This window comes from Streptomyces sp. R28, assembly GCF_041052385.1.
Taxonomy (GTDB): Bacteria; Actinomycetota; Actinomycetes; order Streptomycetales; family Streptomycetaceae; genus Streptomyces.
This window is the reverse complement of record NZ_CP163439.1, coordinates 2,532,151-2,551,716: the sequence shown is the minus strand read 5'-3', so window position 1 is coordinate 2,551,716 and position 19,566 is coordinate 2,532,151. Positions and strand designations below refer to the sequence as shown.

The 19,566-nt window shown below is 71.4% G+C and carries 21 protein-coding genes; 9 read left to right on the top strand and 12 right to left on the bottom strand.

The genetic code is table 11. From position 1 onward, the window contains the following. Window positions 1–4: 4 nt before the first annotated feature. The 6 genes from AB5J49_RS11180 to AB5J49_RS11155 all read right to left on the bottom strand — a co-directional run bounded on the left by AB5J49_RS11180 (window position 5) and on the right by AB5J49_RS11155 (window position 5,985). Window positions 5–1,450, bottom strand: coding sequence for a peptidoglycan D,D-transpeptidase FtsI family protein (locus AB5J49_RS11180; protein ID WP_369168407.1), 1,446 nt, complete (start codon window positions 1,448–1,450; stop codon window positions 5–7). Between the two features lie 55 nt (window positions 1,451–1,505). Continuing rightward, window positions 1,506–2,168, bottom strand: a complete 663-nt coding sequence (locus AB5J49_RS11175; RefSeq protein WP_369168406.1) for a response regulator — start codon at window positions 2,166–2,168, stop codon at window positions 1,506–1,508. 132 nt (window positions 2,169–2,300) lie between these two features. Further along, on the bottom strand, window positions 2,301–3,602 hold the full coding sequence (locus AB5J49_RS11170; protein ID WP_369168405.1) for a sensor histidine kinase: 1,302 nt from the start codon (window positions 3,600–3,602) through the stop codon (window positions 2,301–2,303). Continuing rightward, window positions 3,599–4,606, bottom strand: coding sequence for a hypothetical protein (locus AB5J49_RS11165; protein ID WP_369168404.1), 1,008 nt, complete (start codon window positions 4,604–4,606; stop codon window positions 3,599–3,601). Before AB5J49_RS11165 ends, AB5J49_RS11170 begins: the two co-directional genes overlap by 4 nt. Window positions 4,607–4,699: 93 nt before the next feature. Beyond that, complete coding sequence (locus AB5J49_RS11160; RefSeq protein ID WP_369168403.1) at window positions 4,700–5,170, bottom strand: GNAT family N-acetyltransferase; 471 nt, start codon at window positions 5,168–5,170, stop codon at window positions 4,700–4,702. 41 nt (window positions 5,171–5,211) lie between these two features. After that, window positions 5,212–5,985 (bottom strand): IclR family transcriptional regulator, encoded by a 774-nt coding sequence (locus AB5J49_RS11155; protein WP_369168402.1) that lies wholly within the window; start codon window positions 5,983–5,985, stop codon window positions 5,212–5,214. A gap of 132 nt (window positions 5,986–6,117) precedes the next feature. Between AB5J49_RS11155 and AB5J49_RS11150 the strand changes: the two genes are divergently transcribed. Together AB5J49_RS11150 and AB5J49_RS11145 are read left to right on the top strand one after the other, a co-directional pair. Then, on the top strand, window positions 6,118–7,647 hold the full coding sequence (locus AB5J49_RS11150) for an aldehyde dehydrogenase (NADP(+)) (RefSeq protein WP_369168401.1): 1,530 nt from the start codon (window positions 6,118–6,120) through the stop codon (window positions 7,645–7,647). A 46-nt stretch (window positions 7,648–7,693) separates the two neighbouring features. Then, window positions 7,694–8,302, top strand: a complete 609-nt coding sequence (locus tag AB5J49_RS11145; RefSeq protein ID WP_369168399.1) for a DUF1349 domain-containing protein — start codon at window positions 7,694–7,696, stop codon at window positions 8,300–8,302. Here the strand turns inward: AB5J49_RS11145 and AB5J49_RS11140 are convergent. Then, on the bottom strand, window positions 8,262–9,650 hold the full coding sequence (locus AB5J49_RS11140; protein ID WP_369168398.1) for an MFS transporter: 1,389 nt from the start codon (window positions 9,648–9,650) through the stop codon (window positions 8,262–8,264). The two genes, AB5J49_RS11145 and AB5J49_RS11140, sit on opposite strands and share 41 nt — an antisense overlap. 71 nt (window positions 9,651–9,721) lie before the next feature. Here AB5J49_RS11140 and AB5J49_RS11135 point away from each other — a divergent pair, with 71 nt between their 5' ends. The 6 genes from AB5J49_RS11135 (at window position 9,722) to AB5J49_RS11110 (ending at window position 14,728) form a co-directional block, all read left to right on the top strand. Beyond that, window positions 9,722–10,717: a GlxA family transcriptional regulator gene (locus AB5J49_RS11135; protein WP_369168397.1), complete on the top strand. Its 996-nt coding sequence runs from the start codon at window positions 9,722–9,724 to the stop codon at window positions 10,715–10,717. After that, a complete protein-coding gene (locus AB5J49_RS11130; protein ID WP_369168396.1) occupies window positions 10,714–11,232 on the top strand; it encodes an N-acetyltransferase family protein in 519 nt (172 codons plus the stop codon). Before AB5J49_RS11135 ends, AB5J49_RS11130 begins: the two co-directional genes overlap by 4 nt. Window positions 11,233–11,294: 62 nt before the next feature. Beyond that, complete coding sequence (locus tag AB5J49_RS11125) at window positions 11,295–12,011, top strand: DsbA family oxidoreductase (protein ID WP_369168395.1); 717 nt, start codon at window positions 11,295–11,297, stop codon at window positions 12,009–12,011. A 99-nt stretch (window positions 12,012–12,110) separates the two neighbouring features. Beyond that, complete coding sequence (locus AB5J49_RS11120; RefSeq protein ID WP_369168394.1) at window positions 12,111–13,163, top strand: aminotransferase class V-fold PLP-dependent enzyme; 1,053 nt, start codon at window positions 12,111–12,113, stop codon at window positions 13,161–13,163. Window positions 13,164–13,219: 56 nt separating this feature from the next. Next, a complete protein-coding gene (locus AB5J49_RS11115; RefSeq protein WP_369168393.1) occupies window positions 13,220–13,621 on the top strand; it encodes a sigma factor in 402 nt (133 codons plus the stop codon). A 60-nt stretch (window positions 13,622–13,681) separates the two neighbouring features. Further along, window positions 13,682–14,728, top strand: coding sequence for a maleylpyruvate isomerase family mycothiol-dependent enzyme (locus tag AB5J49_RS11110; RefSeq protein WP_369168392.1), 1,047 nt, complete (start codon window positions 13,682–13,684; stop codon window positions 14,726–14,728). Between the two features lie 42 nt (window positions 14,729–14,770). Here the strand turns inward: AB5J49_RS11110 and thpD are convergent, their stop codons facing one another. The 5 genes from thpD to AB5J49_RS11085 form a co-directional block, all read right to left on the bottom strand. Beyond that, complete coding sequence (thpD, locus tag AB5J49_RS11105) at window positions 14,771–15,673, bottom strand: ectoine hydroxylase (RefSeq protein ID WP_369168391.1); 903 nt, start codon at window positions 15,671–15,673, stop codon at window positions 14,771–14,773. Window positions 15,674–15,680: 7 nt separating this feature from the next. Continuing rightward, window positions 15,681–16,085: an ectoine synthase gene (locus AB5J49_RS11100; RefSeq protein ID WP_030051576.1), complete on the bottom strand. Its 405-nt coding sequence runs from the start codon at window positions 16,083–16,085 to the stop codon at window positions 15,681–15,683. A 28-nt stretch (window positions 16,086–16,113) separates the two neighbouring features. Next, window positions 16,114–17,385, bottom strand: coding sequence for a diaminobutyrate--2-oxoglutarate transaminase (gene ectB / locus AB5J49_RS11095; protein ID WP_369168390.1), 1,272 nt, complete (start codon window positions 17,383–17,385; stop codon window positions 16,114–16,116). 31 nt (window positions 17,386–17,416) lie between these two features. After that, window positions 17,417–17,923: a diaminobutyrate acetyltransferase gene (gene ectA / locus AB5J49_RS11090; RefSeq protein ID WP_369168389.1), complete on the bottom strand. Its 507-nt coding sequence runs from the start codon at window positions 17,921–17,923 to the stop codon at window positions 17,417–17,419. Between the two features lie 306 nt (window positions 17,924–18,229). Next, a complete protein-coding gene (locus tag AB5J49_RS11085; RefSeq protein ID WP_369168387.1) occupies window positions 18,230–18,763 on the bottom strand; it encodes a DinB family protein in 534 nt (177 codons plus the stop codon). 107 nt (window positions 18,764–18,870) lie between these two features. Here AB5J49_RS11085 and AB5J49_RS11080 point away from each other — a divergent pair, with 107 nt between their 5' ends. Then, window positions 18,871–19,347, top strand: coding sequence for a hypothetical protein (locus AB5J49_RS11080; RefSeq protein WP_369168386.1), 477 nt, complete (start codon window positions 18,871–18,873; stop codon window positions 19,345–19,347). Window positions 19,348–19,566 lie beyond the last annotated feature (219 nt).

The window sequence follows — 19,566 nt, the reverse complement described above, 5'->3', positions numbered from 1 at the left end:
GGCCCTAGTCCTTGAGCGCCGCCTCCATCACCTTCCGGGCGACGGGGGCGGCCAGCCCGTTACCGCTGACCTCCGAGCGTGCCGCGTTCGACTGCTCGACGAGCACCGCCACGGCGACCTCCTTGCCGTCGGCCTTGCCGTAGGACGTGAACCAGGCGTACGGCGTCTTGCTGTTGTTCTCGCCGTGCTGTGCCGTGCCCGTCTTGCCGCCCACCGTCGCGCCGGAGATCTGCGCGTTCGTGCCCGTGCCCTTGTCGACGACCGTCTGCATGGCCGACTGGAGCTGCTCGGCGGTGTCGGAGCTGACGATCTCCTCGGTCTCCGCGTTGTCGTCGTAGTTCTCCAGGACGTCGCCGCCGCTGTCGGTGATCTGGGACACCATGTGCGGCGAGACCAGCTTGCCGCCGTTGGCGATGGCAGCGGACACCATGGCCATCTGGAGCGGGGTCGCGGTGACGTCGAACTGGCCGATGCCGGACAGGGCGGTCTGCGCCTCGTCCATGTCGGACGGGTACACGCTCTCGTACGCCCGCACCGGCACGTCCTGCGCCTCGTCGTTGAAGCCGAACTTCTCGGCCATCGCCCTGACCTTGTCCTGGCCCAGGTCGACGGCCAGGCTCCCGAAGACGTTGTTGCACGAGTACTGAAGAGCCACCCGGATCGAGGCGTTCTCGCACGGGGCGGACGGGTTCTCGTTGGTCAGCTTGCCGCTCGACTGCGGCAGCGGATACGGGTCCGGGCTGGCCGTCTTCTCGTCCACCGACGAGTACAGCCCGTCCTCCAGTGCGGCCGCCGCCACCACCAGCTTGAACGTCGAACCCGGCGGCAGCGGCTGGCGCAGCGCGCGGTTCGTCATCGGCTTGTCGGCGTTCTGGGTCAGCTGCTCCCAGACTTCCTTGTCGCCCGTGGTGATCCGCGACGGGTCGTACGACGGGGTGGAGACCACCGCGAGGATCTTCCCCGTGGTGGGGTCGATCGCGACGGCGGCGCCCTTGTTGTCGCCGAGCGCGTCGTACGCCGCCTTCTGCACGTCCGGGTCGATCGTCGTGATCACATTGCCCGGATCCGACCGCTTGTCGGTGACCGTGTCCATCACGCTCTTCAGCCGGTTGTCGCTGCCGTCGAGCAGGTCCTGGTAGATGCCCTCCAGCTGGGTGGCCCCGTACGCCTGCGAGCTGTAGCCGGTCACCGCCGAGTACAGCGCGCCGTCGGTGTACGTGCGCTTGTACGCGAGGTCACCGCTCTTCGTCCGCGCCGAGCCGGTGACGGCGTCGCCGCCCACGACGATGTTGCCGAGCGGCTCGCTGTACAGCGCGATCGTGTTCCGTCGGTTGTCCTTGTCGTCCGCGAGTGCCTGGCCGTCGTAGTACTGCACCCAGGTCGCCCTGACCAGCAGAGCGAACACCAGCAGCAGCACGAAGACGGACGCCCGCCTGATCGTCTTGTTCATCCCGCTCAAGAAGACGATCAGGAGGGGGCGGAACGTTCCCTTCCGCCTGTTTTTCTCATCGAGCGTTCATGAAACCCGCCTCGTAAGCGGCGATCACGGCCTGGGTGCGGTCCCGGGTGCCGGTCTTCGCCAGCACCGCCGCCACGTGCGACTTCACGGTGGCCGGCCCGACCTCCATGCGCCGCGCGATCTCCGCGTTGGTCAGGCCCTGTGCCATCAGCCGCAGCACCTCGCTCTCGCGGCCCGTGAGCTTCGCCACCCACGGCGGCGGGGCGGGGTACGCGCGCGCGTGCTCGGCGGCGAGGCTGCGTACGGCCGACGGGAACAGCAGGGTGTCGGTGCGCGAGACCAGTCGTACGGCCTGGATCAGCGCGTCGGCCTCCGCCCGCTTCAGCAGGAACCCGGCGGCTCCGGCGCGCAGGGCGTCGTACACGTAGGAGTCGTTCTCGAAGGTGGTGACGACGACGATGCGGGGCGGTTCGTCGAGCGTGGCCAGGATCTGCTCGGTGGCCCGGATGCCGTCGATCTCCGGCATACGGACGTCCATGAGGACCACGTCGGGCCGCCGCTCCCGCACGACGGACACGGCCTCGGCCCCGGTCGCCGCCTCACCGACCACCTCCAGGTCGGGCTCGGCGGAGAGGATGGCGCGCAGGGCGGTGCGGACCATGCGCTCGTCGTCGGCGAGGACGATGCGGATCGCTGCGCGGGGCGTCATGCGTGTTCCCTCAGGGTCGGCGGGCGGGTCATGCGGATCGTCTCGGGGCCGGTGGTCGTGGTGTTCTGCGGGCCGTCGCGGGTGCGGTGGCGGGGTCCTATGGGCGGCGTCTCCCGGTCGGCGGCCGTGATGTCATGCCGGGCCCTTCATCGGCAACCGCACGCGCAGGCGCCAGATGCCCGCCACCGCGCCGGTCTTTACCGGCCCCGCCCCTGCCGCCTCTGCTTCCGCCGCCCCCCCCGCCATGGTTCCGCCCAGCAGTCGTGCCCGGTCGGCTATGCCGCGCAGGCCGTGGCCGCCGCCGGGTCGGCACTCGGGGGCGCAGACGACGGGATTCTCGACGGTGATCTCCAGGTGCCCGTCGGCCACTTCGATCCGCAGCCGCACGCTCACCTGGTCGCCGGCGTGCTTGAGGGCGTTGCTCAACCCCTCCTGCACGATGCGGTAGGCCTCGCGGGACAGGACGGGCGGCAGGGCCTCGGGGTCGGCGGCGAGCGTGGCGGTCACCCGCAGCCCGCCCGCGCGGGTGCGGCGCAGCAGGCCGTCGAGGTCGGCGCCGAGGGTGGGCGCCGGGGCCGTACCGGGTGCGTCGCCGTCCCTCAACACGCCCAGCACGGCGTCGAGTTCGCCGACCGTGCGCCGGGTCGTGTCCTCGATCGCGGCGAGGGCCTCGCGGACGAACTCCGGGTCGGTGTCGAGGAGCCGGCGGGCCGCGCTCGCCTGGAGGGTGACGGCGCTGAGGGCGTGGCCCACACTGTCGTGCAGCTCGCGCGCGAGCCGGTTGCGCACGGCCAGGTCGGCGGCGCGTGCCTCGGCCGCCGCGAGGCGGTCCTCGGGCGTGGGGCCGAGCAGCGCGGGCGCCCAGCGGGCGAGGAGCGCGCCGCAGACGGCCGCGCAGCCGGCGAGCGCGAGCAGGGTCGCCATGCCCGCGACCGGGGCGAGCGCCAACACCCAGGGCTGGTCGAGGGATTCGGGCAGCTCGACGGCCTCGGCGCCGCCCAGCCAGACGATCAGCGGCAGGGCGGTGAGGAAGCCGGCGAACGGCGGCACCGCCAGCGACATCCCCGAGATGATCCCGCCGAACCCGAGATGCAGCGTGAACCAGGCCGCCGTACGCCCCTTCGCGGCCCGCGTCCGGGCGGGCCCGTGGGCGAGCAGACCCGCCTCGACCCCGCACAGCGACCGCACGGCGCCCGCCTCCAGGGACCGGGTCAGGGGGAACAGCGCGGCGGTGACGGCGGCGAGCGGCAACCCGACGGCGAAGGAGAGCAGTTGCAGCAGCAGGTCGTTGAAGACGTACCTGGAGTCGGTGGCGGGACCGACGACGAGCTGGCCCACGAAGACGTACGGCATGGCGAGGGCGCCGCCGAGGATCAGATGGATCCAGCGCCGGCGCGCCCGCCCGCCGAACAGGAACCGGACGTATGCGCTCACGCCGGCCGCTTCACGGCGGAGCGCTCCGCGAAGAAGTACGCGCCGACGACGGCCACCAGGATGCCGACGATCATCTGGCCAGCGTAGGCGAGGTCCATCAGCGGTGTCGGGCGGTCGGCGATGTCGTCGACGCCGCCGAGTGAGGCCAGCGACAGCCAGCCGCCCCAGCAGGCCACGGCGGCCGAGCCGACCCAGGCCAGCGCGAGCGGAGTCCGCACGGGCAGCACGCGTCCGCGCCGGAAGGCGAGCAACTGGCCGCCCGCGACGGCGACGACGAGGAAGACGACGTACATCGCCTCCAGGACGTAGAAGTCACTGGTCCGCTCCGCCGCCCGGCCCGCGGAGAGCCCCGCCGTGGAACCGCAGGCCCACAGCAGGTGCATCGTGAGCGGGAACAGCGCGAGGAGGCCGGCGGCGCCGGCGGTCGCCCGCTGCGCCGCGCCGATGATCCCGACGGGCAGCTCCCACACCCGCCCCCGCCACAGATGGCCCCACCGGTCCCGGGCGTACAGCACGAACAGCGCTCCCAGCGCGAGCCCTTGCAGGATGAACCCGCTGTACACGACCCCGAACACCCACTCGTGGAGGAAGGGTTCACCCCCGGAGGCCCGCTGCGTGTGGTTCGTGCTCCCGCCGAGGGCCCGCACGAGGAGCTGCAGCGGGAACCCGGCCATGATCGGCGCGAGCAGCCCGGTGGCGACCCACACCGGGAAGGCCAGCAGCCACGCGGGCACCCTCAGCCCCCAGGGCCTGGTCAGCACCAGCGCCAGCACGATCACGGCACTGTCCAGCAGCACGGAGAGGCTGTTGACGATCGCCATGGACATCCGGTGGTCCAAGAGCGAGCTGCCGTCGGGGACTCCGACGTGACTCCCGGCGACCCAGGCGACCTTGAGCCCGAGATACGGCACACAGGAGACGACGGCGACGGCGCGCAGGAGCCGTCGGCTCCGGCTGAGCCCCGTAGAGGGTTTCACCGCAGTGGGAGCGAGTGTCTGCGTCATGCGTCCACGCTCCCGTGCGCCAGGTGCCGGGCGCGTCCTGCGCGCCGACGATCCGACTCCGCCGGACGGGGGAGGGGCCCTCAACCCCTCACGTCACCCCTCCAGATGCAGCACGACCTCGTCGATCTCCTCGCCCCGCGCGTTCGCGAACCCCCTCGCCTGCGCGGTCACCCGGAACCCGCACTTGCGCAGCACCCGCAGCGAGCCCTCGTTGTCCGCCGCCGCCCGGGCGTACAGCGGGCGTTCGGGGACCTCGGTGAGCAGCCCGCGCAGCGCGGCGGTGGCGATGCCCCGTCCCCAGTACGCCCGGTCCACCCAGTACGTCACCTCGCGCTCGCCCGGCTCCCCGTACACCGCCGTGTTGCCCACCACGTCACCGTCGGCCAGGATCGTGCGCAGGACGTCGTCCGAGGACCGGATCCGCTTCCAGTGCTCGTCGAAGGCGTCCCGGTCGGCCGGGTCCTTGGGGGTGAAGGCCGCCATGCGCAGGGCCTCCGGGTCGTTCAGCTGCCGGTAGAAGACCGGCAGGTCGCTGTCGTGTACCTCGCGGAGTTCCACATCCATGGAGTCAGAGCCTACGAGGGAGATCGGCGCCCACGAGGGAGTCAGAGTCTGCGAGTGGCCAGCGTCAGTCTGTCCCGGGCGTCGAACAGCGCGTCCTTCACCATCTGCTCGTGCGCGGGCGTCAGCCGCGCCCCCGGCACCGAGCAGCTGATCGCGTCGCGGGCCGGGGTGCGGTAGGGGATCGCGACGCCGAAGCAGCGCAGCCCCAACGTGTTCTCCTCGCGGTCCACGGCGAAGCCCTGCTCGCGGACCTGGCGGAGCTCCTCGATGAGCTTCTCGCGGTCGGTGAGCGTGTTCTCGGTCAGCGCGGGGAGCGTCTCCGGGAGCATCTTGCGGACCTGTTCGTCCGTGTAGGTGCTCAGCAGCGCCTTGCCGAGGGAGGTGGAGTGGGCCGGCAGGCGGCGGCCGACCCGGGTGAAGGGGCGCAGGTAGTGCTGGGACTGGCGGGTGGCCAGGTAGACGACGTTCGTGCCGTCCAGACGGGCCAGGTGGATCGTCTCGGTCGTGTCGTCCGACAGGCGGTCCAGCGTCGGGCGGGCCGCCGCGACCACCTCGTCGCCGTCGATGTAGGAGGTGCCGACCAGCAGCGCCCGTACGCCGATGCCGTACCGCGTGCCCGTCGCGTCCGTCTCCACCCAGCCCAGCTCGACGAGCGTGCGCAGCAACATGTAGAGACTGGACTTGGGGTATCCGACGGCCTCCTGGACCGACGCGAGGGAGTGCATGCCGGGGCGTCCGGCGAAGTATTCCAGCAGTTCAACCGTCCGTACCGCGGACTTGACCTGCGCCCCGCCGCCCGTCTCGCCAGCCGACATCGCCCTTGACCCCTTCGTTCGACGGGAAATAGTCTCCGACAGCATATTCATCATCAGAGACAGCGTTCAGTATATCGAACGACCTGGTGAATGACCCCGTACTGCGGCATTACATGTGTGGAGGGACCTGCGGTGGCAGCAGCACCAGTCTGGAGTGTCGACCCCCGAACCGGGAAGCAGCGTGAACAGGTTGCGGTGGAGGCCACAGCCCAGGAGGTGGACGCCGCCGTCCGCGCCGCGCACGACGCGCGCGGCGCCCTGGCCGACCGCACGGTCCGCGCGGCCTTCCTGCGTACCGCCGCCGACAAGCTCCAGGCAGCCAAGGACCAGCTCGTAGAGGCCGCCGACGCCGAGACCGCGCTCGGCCCGGTCCGCCTCACCGGCGAACTCGCCCGCACCTGCTATCAGCTGCGGACCTTCGCGGACATCGTCGACGAGGGCGCCTTCCTCGACGTCGTGATCAACCACCCCGACGACACCGCGACGCCGCCGATCCCGGACCTGCGCCGCTACAAGGTGTCGCTCGGCGTCGTCGCCGTCTACTCGGCGTCCAACTTCCCCTTCGCCTTCTCCGTCGCCGGCGGCGACACCGCGAGCGCGCTGGGCGCGGGCTGCCCGGTCGTCGTCAAGGCCCACCCCGACCACCCGGCCCTGTCCGAGCTGGTCGCGGCCGTCGTGCGGCGGGCCGCCGCCGAGCACGGCATCCCCGAGGGTGTCATCGGCCTCGTGCACGGCTTCGAGGCGGGCATCGAGCTGATCAAGCACCCGCAGGTCACCGCGGCCGGCTTCACCGGCTCGATCCGGGGCGGCCGCGCCCTCTTCGACGCGGCGGCCGCGCGGCCGGTGCCGATCCCGTTCCACGGTGAGCTGGGCTCCCTGAACCCGGTCGTGATCACCGAGGCCGCCGCAGCCGAGCGGGCCGAGGCGATCGGCACCGGGCTGGCCGGGTCCATGACGCTGGGCGTCGGGCAGTTCTGTGTGAAGCCGGGCCTGGTGCTGGTGCCGTCCGGCGCCGCGGGTGACGGCCTGGTCAAGTCGCTCACGGACGCCGTCAGCGACACCGACGCCGGTGTCCTGCTCGACCACCGTATGCGGGACAACTTCATCGCCGGTGTCGCCGAGCGCGCCGAACTCCCCGACGTTCAGACCCCGGTGACGCCGGGCGCCGGCGGCGAGCACACCGTGAGCGCCGGCTTCCTGACGGTCGCGGCCGAGAAGCTGGCCGAAGAGGGGGCGTACGACCTGCTCCTGGAGGAGTGCTTCGGCCCGGTGACGGTGGTGGCCCGCTACGACGACGACGCGCAGGCGCAGGCCGTGCTGTCCCGTCTGCCGGGCAACCTCACCGCGACGGTTCACCTCTCCGCCGAGGAGGCGGCGGGCGAGGGCCGGGGCGCGCAGATCCTCGCGGAGCTGACGCCGCTGGCCGGCCGTGTGCTGGTCAACGGATGGCCGACCGGTGTCGCCGTCGCGCCGGCTCAGCACCACGGCGGTCCGTACCCGGCGACGACCTCGACGTCGACGTCCGTCGGCGGTACGGCGATCGAGCGCTGGATGAGGCCGGTCGCCTACCAGGGCGCCCCCGAGGCGCTGCTGCCGCCGGAGCTGCGGGACGACAACCCGCTGGGCCTGCCGCGCCGGTTCAACGGTCGCCTCGAACGCTGAACGATTAACGGCCACATGGCGGAGGGGAAACTGAAAGACTCCGGGGATGGACGTGGAACTTCCTGAACTGCCCTTTCCCCTCCGCACCTATGGCCCCGACGGCCACTGGTCCTACGAGGACGGCATGCTCTCCGGATGGGCCGGACCCCGGCAGGACCGGTTCGTGCCGCCCACCGGGGAGGCCCTCGACCCTGCCTCCGACGCGCCGCGCCTTCTGGGTGCACCCGAGGGCGACTTCCAGCTGATCGCCCGCGTCACCGTCGGGTTCGCCGCCGCCTTCGACGCCGGGGTGCTCTATGTCCACGTCGGGGAGCGGGCCTGGGCCAAGCTCTGCCTGGAGTACTCCCCGGACGTGCCCACCGTCTGCACGGTGGTCACCCGGGGGCACTCCGACGACGCCAACTCCTTCACCGTGGACGGGAGTTCGGTCTGGCTGCGGGTGAGCCGGACCGAGCGGGCCTTCGCCTTCCACGCCTCCCGGGACGGCGAGCGCTGGACCTTCGTCCGGCTCTTCACCCTGGGGGACGAGAAGGAGACGGACGCCGCCCTGGTCGGCTTCATGACGCAGTCGCCGATGGGGGAGGGGTGTGTCGTGACGTACGACCACCTCGAGTTCAGGCCGAACTGGCCGAAGGACCTGCGAGACGGAAACTGAGCAGGCCCGTCACCGTCAGCAGGGCCGCGCTGATCACGAGGCTCAGCCGCATCCCCGTCACGAAGCCGTCGGAGATCAACGCCCCGAAGGCGGCGATGCCCAGCGCCCCGGCCATCTGCCGCGCCGAGTTGAGGACGCCGGCCGCCAGTCCCGCCCGTTCGGCGGGCACGGCGTCCAGCATCGCCGCGGTCAGCGGCGGCACCGTCAGCGCGCAGCCCAACGCCATGGGGACGAGGAGCAGGGCCACCAGGACGGGAGACGTCCCGGAGTCGACGTACAGCATCGCGAGCAGTCCTACGACGGCCAGGCCCTGCCCCACCACCATGGGCAGCCGGGCGCCGTAGCGGCTCGCGAGCTTGCCCGCCGCCACGTTCGTCACCGCGATCAGGCCCGTCATCGGCAGGAACATCAGCCCGGCCTGGAGCGCGGAACGGCCCTGCACCTGCTGGAAGAAGAGCGAGAAGACGAACACCATGCTGTAGAAGGCCACGCTGACCGCCGCTCCCGCGGCGACCGTCACCGCCACGGTCCGGTTGCGGAAGAGGGCGAGGGGAACGACCGGATGCGGTTGGCGCGCCTCGACCCTGAGGAACGCGGCAGCGGCCACCACGGCCACCGCCAGCGCCGCCCACCCCGCCGTGCCGCCCTCGATCACCGCGAACGTCAGCGCGGTCAGGGCCACCACCGCCGCCATCTGCCCCGGCAGGTCCAGCGGTGCCGGACGGCGCTGCGAGCGCGGGGCGCGGACCAGCAGCACCAGGATCAGCGCGCCGACGGGAAGGTTGACGAAGAAGATCCCGCGCCAGTCCCAGGCCGTCGTCAGCACACCGCCCGCCACCGGACCCAGCGCCACCGCCACCGAACCGCCCGCCGCCCACGCGGCCACCGCACGGGCCCGCCGCGCCGGATCGGCGTACGCCTGCCGCACCAGCGCCAGCGAGGCCGGCAGCACCACGGCCGCCGCCATGCCCTGCACCACCCGCGCCCCGATCAGGGCGGGCAGATTGGGTGCCAGGCCGCACGCCGCCGAGGCGAGCGTGAAGACGGCGGTGCCGAGCGCGTACGCCCGGCTCGCCCCCACCCGGTCCGAGAACGCCCCCGTGGACAGCATGAGCGCGGCGAAGGCCAGGGTGTAGGCGTCGACCACCCACTGCAGACCGGACATCCCGCCCCCGAGGGAGGAACCGATCGCGGGCAGGGCCACGTTCACGATGGAGGCGTCGAGGCAGACCAGCGTGAAGCCGAGCACTCCGGCGGTGAGGGTGAGGGCGGAGGACGACCTCGTGGGCTCCAACCCGCCCTTCGAGGGGGCGAGTTCATCGCCCTTGAGGGTCTGGTTCGTTGACATGCTCTCCATACTGCGGATCTCCGCCGTCGTAGAGTAGTGGCCAAAATGCCATGCACCCGGAGGTTCTGGCCATGCCCCAGCCGTTCGCGCCGCACCGCATCGCCGTCGTCGCGCCGTCGCCCGTCTCGATGTTCAACCTCGCCATCCCGGAGATGCTGTTCGGCAAGGTGGAGGTGGCCGGGCGGCCCGGTTACGAGGTGGTCGTCTGCGCCGCCGAGCCGGGACCGGTGCCCACCACCGGCGGCCTCGACCTGTATGTGCGCCGCGGCCTCGACGCCGTGCGGGAGGCGGACACGGTGCTCGTCGCGGGGACCGGCGAAGCCTTCGAGCCGGAGGCGCGGATCGTCGCCGCCGTGCGTGCGGCGGCCGCCGACGGCAGGCGGATCGCGTCCCTGTGCACCGGTGCCTTCCAGCTCGCCGAGGCGGGTCTGCTGCACGGGCGCAAAGCCACCACCTACTGGGCGCACGCCGATGAGATGCGCCGCCGGTACCCGCAGGTCGACCTGTGCGGCGACGTGCTCTACGTGCAGGACGGGCCCTACGTGACCTCCTCCGGCTACGCCGCCGGCATCGACCTGTGCCTGCACATCATCCGCACCGACTACGGCGCCGCCGTCGCCAACGAGGTCGCCCGGCGTGCCCTCGTCGCGCCCGTACGCCCCGGCGGCCAGACCCAGTTCACACAGACCCCGCTGCCGCCCGAGCGCGGCACGGCCTGCGCCGACACCCGCGGCTGGGCCATGCGCAACCTCGACAAGCCGCTCACCCTCACCGACCTGGCCCGCCACGCCGGCGTCAGCGTCCGCACCCTCACCCGCCGCTTCCACGCCGAGAGCGGGGTGAGCCCGCTGCAGTGGCTGCTCCACCAGCGCATCGAGCGCGCCAAGGAGCTGCTGGAGACCACCGCCCTGCCCATGGACCAGGTGGCCCACGACTGCGGTCTGGGCACGGCCGACTCGCTGCGGGGGCATCTCGTGCGGCGCACCGGCCTGACGCCCAGCGCCTATCGCACCCAGTTCAGCCGCCTCGGAACCGGAGCGCCGGCGGTCACGTCCTCCGTTGCATGATCAGCGAACGAGTCAAGCCGGGCAGGGTGATCCGCACCGCCGTGCCCGCCGAGGTGGAGTCCATCGTCACGCTGCACGCACGGGCCCGGGCGACGTACTACCCCGACGGCGTCCCGGACGACGGCACCGACTGGCACGGCGCCTGGCGCAGCGCCGTCGAGCGGCCCGACGGACACGTCCTGTGCGTGGTCGAGCAGGGCCGGATCATCGCGCTCGCCTCCTTTCGCACCCCGGAGGGCGGCGCCGCGGACACGGTCAAGCTCTTCCAGTTCCATGTCGACCCCGACCACTGGCGCGGCGGCGTCGGTACGGCCCTGCACACGGCCTGCGTCGAGGAGTGGCACGCGGACGGCAAGCGCACGGCCGTCCTCGACGTGCACGTCGACAACCGGCGCGCCCAGGCCTTCTACGCCCGCCAGGGCTGGATCCCGGACCCGGAGAACCCGCCCGCCGAGGGCGACCACCACCTGTTCCTGCGCTTCGCCGTGGCCGGGGGAATGAACGCGGCTATTTGAACGTTCACGTACAGGATCGGGGAGAGCCTCCGTATCCGTACGAGCTGGAGAGAGCCACAGACATGCGCGTCGAGATCTGGAGCGACATCGCCTGCCCCTGGTGCTACGTGGGCAAGGCCCGCTTCGAGAAGGCGCTCGAGGCCTTCCCGCACCGCGACCAGGTCGAGGTGGTGCACCGCTCGTTCGAGCTGGACCCCGGGCGCGCCAAGGGCGACATCCAGCCCGTGATCACCATGCTGACCAGGAAGTACGGCATGAGCGCCGCGCAGGCCCAGGCCGGCGAGGAGAACCTCGGCGCGCAGGCCGCCGCGGAGGGACTCGCCTACCGCACCGAGGGCCGCGACCACGGCAGCACCTTCGACATGCACCGGCTGCTGCACCTCGCCAAGGAGCACGGCAAGCAGGACGAGCTGATCCAGATCCTGTACCGGGCGAACTTCGCCGAGGAGCGGTCCGTCTTCGCCGAGGGCGACGAGCGGCTCGTGGAGCTGGCCGTCGCGGCCGGCCTCGACGCCGACGACGTCCGGGGGGTCCTCGCCGACCCGAACGCCTACGCCGACGACGTGCGCGCCGACGAGCGCGAGGCCGCCCAGCTCGGTGCGGGCGGCGTGCCGTTCTTCGTCCTCGACCGCAAGTTCGGCGTCTCCGGCGCCCAGCCCGCCGAGGTCTTCGAGCAGGCGCTGACGCAGGCGTGGGGCGAGCGGTCGCCGCTGACGCTGATCGAGCAGGGTGACGCGGACGCGTGCGGTCCGGACGGCTGCGCGGTGCCGCAGCACTGAGCAAGTGCGCAGGTCGGGGGCGATCTATAAGCGTTGCTTAGCGAAACCACGTAAAGAGTCGTAATGGACTGAGAGGTCTTCAGGGCCCACAGTGGACCCATGGAGACCTTCGAGAGCCTCGTCCGTGCCGAGTTCGCCCCGAAGAACGTCTATCTCAACACCGCGAGCACCGGGCTGCTCCCGGCCCGCACCGTGGCCGCCCTCGCCGAGGCGGCACGCATGCGGGCCGAGGGCAGGCCACTGGGTCCGCTGCACGCGGACGTGGAGGCCGCCCGGGCCGCCTTCGCCCGGCTGGCCGGCGTCCCCGTCGAGCGGGTGGCGGCGGGTTCGTCCGTCGCCGCCTACACCGGGCTGGTCGCCGCCTCGCTGCCCGCGGGCGCCGAAGTCCTCACCGCCGAGGACGACTTCACCTCCGTCGTGAACCCCTTCCACACCCGCGGCGACCTCAAGGTGCGCATCGTGCCCCTGGAGCGGCTCGCCGAGTCCGTGCGACCCGGCACCGCGCTCGTCGCGGTCAGCGCCGCGCAGTCCGCCGACGGCCGGATCGCCGACCTGCCCGCCCTGCGCGAGGCGGCCCGCGAGCACGGCGCCCGTACCTACATCGACGTCTCCCAGTCAGGCGCCTGGCTGCCGATGGAGGCCGACGCGTACGACTTCACCGTGACCGTCTGCTACAAGTGGCTGATGGGCCCGCACGGCGCCGGCTTCCTCGTCGTCCCGGAGGACTTCGGCGGCCTGCTGCCGATCATGGCCGGCTGGGTCGCCGGGGAGAGCCCCTGGGACAGCTGCTACGGCCCGGTGACCGAACTCGCCCACTCCGCCCGCCGGTTCGACCTGCCCCCGGCCCTGTTCAGCTTCGCGGGCCTGCGCCGCTCCCTGGAACTCCTCGAGGAACTCGGCGTGGACGCCGTACGCGCCCATGACCTCGCCCTCGCCGACCGCTTCCGGACCGGTCTCGCCGGCCTCGGCCACGCACCGGTGCCCGCACCCGGCTCGGCGATCGTGTCCGTGCCCGGACTCGGCCACCGCCAGCCCGAGCTGAGCGCGGCCGGGATCGAGGTCTCCGACCGCGCGGGCAACCTGCGCGCCTCCTTCCACCTCTACAACACAGCCGAGGACGTCGACCGGCTGCTGGAGGCCCTGTCCGCCTGAACCACTGGCGCGGGCCCGTCGCGGAGACCAGGAAGGCGCCAGGGGTGGTGGTGCCGGTGGAGTCCACGGGCGATACGTCCGTACATCCGCCTGCCGACGCGGAGGTGCACCGGCGGCTGGTGTACGGCGACGAGTCCGCGCCGGCCGAGGTGTACGCGGCGTACGGCGGGCTGGTGCGGCGGGTCGCCGTGCGCGTCACCCGCTCCGCGGCCGCCGCCGAGGACGTGGCGCAGGAGGTTTTCGCCCAGCTGTGGAGCAGGCCGTACGCCTTCGACGCGCGCCGCGGCTCGCTGCGCGGCCGGCTGTCCATGCTCGCCGGTCCCGGTCCCGGTCCCGGTCCCGGCCCCGACGAGACGGTCGTCGACCGGGAGCGCTCCCTGCTGCCGCACATCGCCCTGCGCACCTTGGCCGAGACTTTGGCCGACCCACCGGACCCGGCGCTCGAAAGAGGCGCATGATGGCGAGAGGGGTACGAACGGGCACAGACACGGACACGGGTCAGGAGAAGGGGGCGCGCGATGACGGACGATCACGAGACGGTACGTGACCTGCTGCCGGCGTGGGCCTTCGGCGCCCTCGACCCGGCCGACGAACGGACGGTCCTGCCGCACCTCGCCGAGTGCGAGAGCTGCGCGGCGGAGGCGGAGAGGCTGCGGGAGACGGTACGACTGCTGGAGGGGTCGGGGTCCTCCGGCGCCGCCCGGCCCGGAGCCGGCCGGCAGCCCGCCACCGAGGCCGGAGTCACCACGCCGGTCGACGGTGTCCTCTCTCTCACCCTCCGCACCCGCCCCGCCGCCGCCCGCGTCGCCGCGCACGCCGCCCCCTACGCCGCTGCCGTCGCCGGCCTGAAGGCGTTGCTGCCCGAGCTGGAGGGGCGCTGGGCCACGCCGGTCGTGCACGACTGGGACGTACAGGCCACCGTCGCCCACCTGCTCGCCGCCGACGAGCACTTGGCGGGCCGGCTCGGTGTCGGCTCACGCGCGCCGGGCTCGCGGATCGAGGAGGGCATGGGCTGGGCGGACGCCTGGGAACGCCGTACCGCCGAGGTCATCGCGCACGAGCACGGCCGTACGCCCGAGCAGACCGTGGCCGACTGGGCCGCGCAGGCGGGCGAGTTGCTCGCGACGCCCGAGGCTAGGGACGCCGAACTCGCGGCGCGGGCCGTGACGTTGATGGGGCTGCGGCTGCCCGTCGCCGACCACTTCCTGGTGCGCGCCTTCGAGGCGTGGATCCACACCGACGACATCGGCCGTGCGCTCGGCATCGCCGTCCCACCGCCGCCGCAGGAGCACCTGGGGCAGCTGGTCCGCCTCGCCGTCCGTGTCCTCGGCCTGGCCCTGGGGCCGACCGCGCCCCCGGTGCTGTTCTCGGTCACCGGGGGCGAGGAGTGGGTGCTGGGGTCCGAGGACGAGCCGGTGGCCGCCGAACTCGCCCTGGATCCCGTCGACTTCTGCCTCCTGGTCGGCGGTCGCCATGCCCCCCAGACGGTGCCGAGGGGCGCCACGGGCGACGCGGCCGCCGTACGGAACGTACTGGAGCGGGCCGCGTCGCTGGCGTGGCTGTGAGGGTCACGCCACGAGATCACTGCACGAGGTCACCTCACGAGGTCACTTCACCGGCGTGAAGTCCCGCGCGCCGATGAACTCCGGCCGCCGCACCGGAGCCGCGAAGGGCTCGACGGCCGCGTTCTCCACGCTGTTGAACACGATGAACACGTTGCTGCGCGGGAACGGCGTGATGTTGTCCCCGGAGCCGTGCATGCAGTTGCAGTCGAACCAGGTCGCCGAACCGGCCTTGCCCGTGAAGAGCTTGATGCCGTACTCGGAGGCCATCTTGGTCAGCGCCTCGTCGGACGGCGTGCCCGCGTCCTGCATCTGCAGGGACTTCTTGTAGTTGTCCTTCGGCGTGGCACCCGCGCAGCCGAGGAACGTGCGGTGCGAGCCGGGCATGATCATGAGCCCGCCGTTGGTGTCGTAGTTCTCGGTCAGCGCGATCGAGACGGACACCGTCCGCATGTTGGGCAGACCGTCCTCGGCGTGCCAGGTCTCGAAGTCGGAGTGCCAGTAGAAGCCGCTGGCCCCGAAGCCCGGCTTGACGTTGATCCGCGACTGGTGGACGTACACGTCCGAGCCGAGGATCTGCCGCGCCCGGCCGACGACCCGCTCGTCGCGCACCAGGGAGGCGAACACCTCACTGATCTTGTGCACTTCGAAGACGGACCGGATCTCCTTGGACTTCGGCTCGATGATGGAGCGCTCGTCCGCACGGATCCCGGGGTCGGTGACCAGCCGCTCCAGCTCCTGCGCGTAGACCGCGACCTCGTCCTCGGTGATGAGCTGGTCGATGGCGAGGAAGCCGTCGCGCTCGAAGGAGTGCAGGTCGGTCGTCGCGATCGGGCCGGGCGTGTCGGGGGAGCCCCAGACGACGGGGTCCTGGCGCGGCGTCGACACCTCGGTGGCGGCGCGACTGGGGTAGAGATCGGTGACGTTTCGGGTCATGGCGGTGGTCATGGGTTTCTCACACCTCCTCGGGCTCGGTGAGCAGCGGGTACACGCCGTTCTCGTCGTGGTCCTCCCGGCCGGTCACGGGCGGGTTGAAGACACAGAGGCAGCGGAAGTCCTCCTTGATCCGCAGCGTGTGCCTCTCGTGCCCGTCCAGGAGGTACATGGTCCCGGGCGTGATCGCGTGCGTCCGCCCGGTCTCGTGGTCGGTCAGCTCGGCCTCGCCCTCGACGCAGACGACGGCCTCGATGTGGTTCGCGTACCACATCGACGTCTCCGTACCCGCGTACAGGATCGTCTCGTGCAGGGAGAAGCCGACCTTCTCCTTGGCGAGGACGATGCGCTTGCTCTCCCAGGTGCCGGACGCCGATTTCACATGGCGGTCGGTTCCTTCGATGTCCTTGAACGAACGGACGATCACGGTGCTGCGATGCCTCCTAGGTGGTGTTTCAGATGGTTTCCCGGACGGCGCGGGCGAGGACGCTGAGTCCCTCGTCCAGTTCCTCCGGGGTGATCGTGAGCGCCGGAAGCAGCTTCACGACCTCGCTCTCGGGGCCCGACGTCTCGATGAGCAGCCCGAGTTCGAAGGCTCGGTGCGCCACCCGTCCGGCGCGCTCCTTGTCGTGGAACTCCAGGCCCCACACGAGCCCGCGCCCGCGGTACTCCTTCACGTCGGCGAGGTTCTCCTCGGTGATGGAGATGAGCGCCTGCTCGACCTGCTCCCCGCGCTTGCGGGTCTGCTTCTCCATCGCGGACCCGTCCGCCCAGTACGTCTCCAGGGCGGCGGTGGCCGTGACGAAGGCGGGGTTGTTGCCGCGGAAGGTGCCGTTGTGCTCGCCCGGCTCCCAGATGTCCAGCTCGGGCTTGAACAGGCACAGCGACATGGGAAGGCCGTAGCCGCTGATGGACTTGGACACGGTGACGATGTCGGGCGTGATCCCGGCCTCCTCGAACGAGAAGAACGCACCGGTACGGCCACACCCCATCTGGATGTCGTCGACGATGAGCAGCATGTCCTGCCGCTCGCACAGTGCGGCGAGCGCCTGCAGCCACTCCCGGCGGGCGACGTTGATGCCGCCCTCGCCCTGCACGGTCTCGACGATCACGGCGGCGGGCTTGTTGAGACCGGACCCCTGGTCCTCGAGCAGCCGCTCGAACCACAGGAAGTCCTCGACGGTGCCGTCGAAGTAGTTGTCGAACGGCATGGGTGTGCCGTGCACGAGCGGGATCCCGGCGCCGGCCCGCTTGAAGGCGTTGCCGGTGACGGCGAGCGAGCCGAGGGACATCCCGTGGAAGGCGTTGGTGAACGAGACGATCGCCTCGCGCCCCTTCACCTTCCGCGCCAGCTTCAGCGCCGACTCGACGGCGTTGGTACCCGTGGGACCCGGGAACATGACCTTGTAGGGCAGGTCACGCGGTCGCAGCACGATGTTCTGGAAGGACTCCAGGAAGGCACGCTTGGCGCTGGTGGACATGTCGAGCCCGTGCGTGACGCCGTCCCGCTCCAGGTAGTCGATCAACGCCCGTTTCAGGACGGGGTTGTTGTGCCCGTAGTTCAGGGAGCCGGCCCCGGCGAAGAAGTCCAGATACTCGTGGCCGTCCTCGTCGTACATGCGGCTGCCGCGCGCGCGGTCGAAGACGGTGGGCCAGCCGCGGCAGTAGCTGCGTACCTCGGACTCCAGGGTCTCGAAGACGCTGAGGTCGGGCTGGGTGATGGTCACGACGAATCGCTCCTCGTTGCGTGGGGGGAAGTCAGAGGGAGAGGGGGCCGATGCGGTGGAGGACTTCGGGGTCGTGCGGCCCGTCGGGGAACAGGCCGGCGTCGAACAGCACCTCGCGCTCCAGGGCGGCACCGTGCCGCTCCGCGAAGGAGCCGAACAGCCGCTCGGAGGCGGTGTTGCCCGGGGTGATGGTGGTCTCGACGCTCGTGACGCCGTACTCGCCGCCGACTCGCGCGACGAGCCCGTCGAGCAGCGCGGCGGCGAGGCCGCGTCCACGGTGCGCGTCGTCCACGGCCACCTGCCAGACGAGCAGGGTGTGGGGACGATCCGGCCGTACGTACCCGGTGACGAAGCCGACCGGCTCCCCGCGCTCGTCGCGGGCGACGGCCGACGTGTCGGCGAAGTCGCGGCACCACAGCAGATAGCTGTACGACGAGTTGAGGTCGAGGGCCTTGGAGTCTCTGGCAATCCGCCACAGCGCGGCCCCGTCGGCCACCGCCGGACGGTCGATTTGCAGGTCTGCTTGTGCGGCAGTCATGCGAATTGAATTTACCCAGGGAAATTTGAAATTGCATGGCCGTGAGGGGTTACGTGTGAGGTCTGGGTGTGTTATCACGCGGGCGTGAGGCGCGGCGCGAGAAGGGTGTGAATCGCACCGTTCTGTCCGGGTAATACCGGACAAAAGGGAGGCGGTGTGGAACGCGTCACAGCCATGTAACTCCCACGAGATCTGCCCGAATTTCTCCAGTTGGTGTTCGCGGAATCTTTGCGTTTAGGTCTGGCGAAAGCGGGCAGAAGAGAATGGGAAGCTGCCTGTGAAAGGAATTCGAGAATTACGCCGAATTCAGGCTCCGGTAACTCCGTCGATGCGCTCCCGCAGAATGTATGCGTGACCGTTGTGCCGTGCGTACTCCTCGATCATGTGAATGAGCACCCACCGCAGACTGACCTCGACCCCGGCCATCGGCCCGTCGCCGATCCGCCCCACACTCTCCAGCGCCCGCCCGGCCCGAAGCTCCCGTCCCCGCGCGACCTCCCGCCGCCGCACCGAGAGCGCCTCGTCGATGCCGCGCCCGGGATCGAGGGTGTACCCGGTCTCGTTCCCTTCCCCGTACACCGGCGGGACATCGAGCCCACCCACCACCCGCTGGAACCAGTTCCGCTCACACTCCGCGAGGTGCTGCACCAGCCTGAGCAACGTCAACTCCGACGACTCGACCGAGGCAAGCCGCAGCTGCACGTCGTCCAGCCCCGCGCACTTGAGCTCCAGGGTGGCGCGATGGAAGGCGAGCCAGCTTTCGAGCATGGGGAGCTCGTCGCCGGTCAGGAGGGGGATGGGGCGGCCGTCGGGGAGGGGCTGGGGCGGGTCGATGCTCATCACCCCACCATGGCCCGTGCGGGCATGTTCACGGAATGGCTGCGCCGGACCGGGCCGCAGCTCTACCTTGCTGACGAGACCGGCGGTCCGGGGGAGGGCGAACGGGGATGTTGGAGCAGGCACTGACGCTGCTGGCCGCGGCCGGCGGAACCGCCGTGGTGCAAGCGGCGGGCACGGATATGTGGACCGGGCTGCGGCAGGCGGTGGCACGCTGGTTCGGGCGCGGTGACGGACAGCGTGAGCGGGCGGAACTCGAACGCCTGGACCGGACCGCCGGTGAGCTCCAGTCCGCGGAGGCGGACCAGGCGGAGCGGCTACGCATCCGTGAGGAGGCGGCCTGGCAGGCTCGTATCGAGGCCCTGCTGGAGAGTCTGGACCAGGCCGAACAGACGCGGGCCGTCGAGGAATTGCGTGTCCTGCTGGCCGAGCAGGCCCCCCGGGGCGGGGCGTCGGCCGGGCAGGGAGGCCTGGCTGCGGGCGGCAATGTGGACATCCGCGCCGAGGGCGGTGCGATCGCGGCGGGAGTCATCCACGGAGACGCGCGCATCGCCCACCCTCCGACGCCGGATCCGTCCCAGGGCTGAACGGACCGGCTGACTCGAGCCCACCCCTGCCCGCGGTCGACCCCGACGCATCCGCCCCGGCCGGGCCCACGGCAGAGCTGAGCGTCCTTGGAGAGCCGCTCCTCACAGAGCCGCACGCCGCCGCTCCACCGGCCAGGTCCGGCACTGAACCGACCCGTGTCCTCGCCGCCAACGGCGGGGTCGCGGCGAACTATGTCGCCGGTGGAATCCACCATCACT

Bases quoted from the DNA above. Each gene is read 5' to 3' on its own strand.
- AB5J49_RS11125 (WP_369168395.1), top strand. From the start codon at position 11,295: ATGCGCGTCGAGATCTGGAGCGACATCGCCTGCCCCTGGTGCTACGTG.
- AB5J49_RS11130 (WP_369168396.1), top strand. From the start codon at position 10,714: ATGATCAGCGAACGAGTCAAGCCGGGCAGGGTGATCCGCACCGCCGTG.
- AB5J49_RS11160 (WP_369168403.1), bottom strand. From the start codon at position 5,170: ATGGATGTGGAACTCCGCGAGGTACACGACAGCGACCTGCCGGTCTTC.
- AB5J49_RS11175 (WP_369168406.1), bottom strand. From the start codon at position 2,168: ATGACGCCCCGCGCAGCGATCCGCATCGTCCTCGCCGACGACGAGCGC.
- AB5J49_RS11155 (WP_369168402.1), bottom strand. From the start codon at position 5,985: ATGTCGGCTGGCGAGACGGGCGGCGGGGCGCAGGTCAAGTCCGCGGTA.
- AB5J49_RS11085 (WP_369168387.1), bottom strand. From the start codon at position 18,763: ATGAGCATCGACCCGCCCCAGCCCCTCCCCGACGGCCGCCCCATCCCC.
- AB5J49_RS11180 (WP_369168407.1), bottom strand. From the start codon at position 1,450: ATGAACAAGACGATCAGGCGGGCGTCCGTCTTCGTGCTGCTGCTGGTG.
- AB5J49_RS11140 (WP_369168398.1), bottom strand. From the start codon at position 9,650: ATGTCAACGAACCAGACCCTCAAGGGCGATGAACTCGCCCCCTCGAAG.
- AB5J49_RS11165 (WP_369168404.1), bottom strand. From the start codon at position 4,606: ATGACGCAGACACTCGCTCCCACTGCGGTGAAACCCTCTACGGGGCTC.
- thpD (WP_369168391.1), bottom strand. From the start codon at position 15,673: ATGACCACCGCCATGACCCGAAACGTCACCGATCTCTACCCCAGTCGC.
- AB5J49_RS11110 (WP_369168392.1), top strand. From the start codon at position 13,682: ATGACGGACGATCACGAGACGGTACGTGACCTGCTGCCGGCGTGGGCC.
- AB5J49_RS11135 (WP_369168397.1), top strand. From the start codon at position 9,722: ATGCCCCAGCCGTTCGCGCCGCACCGCATCGCCGTCGTCGCGCCGTCG.
- ectA (WP_369168389.1), bottom strand. From the start codon at position 17,923: ATGACTGCCGCACAAGCAGACCTGCAAATCGACCGTCCGGCGGTGGCC.
- AB5J49_RS11080 (WP_369168386.1), top strand. From the start codon at position 18,871: ATGTTGGAGCAGGCACTGACGCTGCTGGCCGCGGCCGGCGGAACCGCC.
- AB5J49_RS11145 (WP_369168399.1), top strand. From the start codon at position 7,694: ATGGACGTGGAACTTCCTGAACTGCCCTTTCCCCTCCGCACCTATGGC.
- AB5J49_RS11120 (WP_369168394.1), top strand. From the start codon at position 12,111: ATGGAGACCTTCGAGAGCCTCGTCCGTGCCGAGTTCGCCCCGAAGAAC.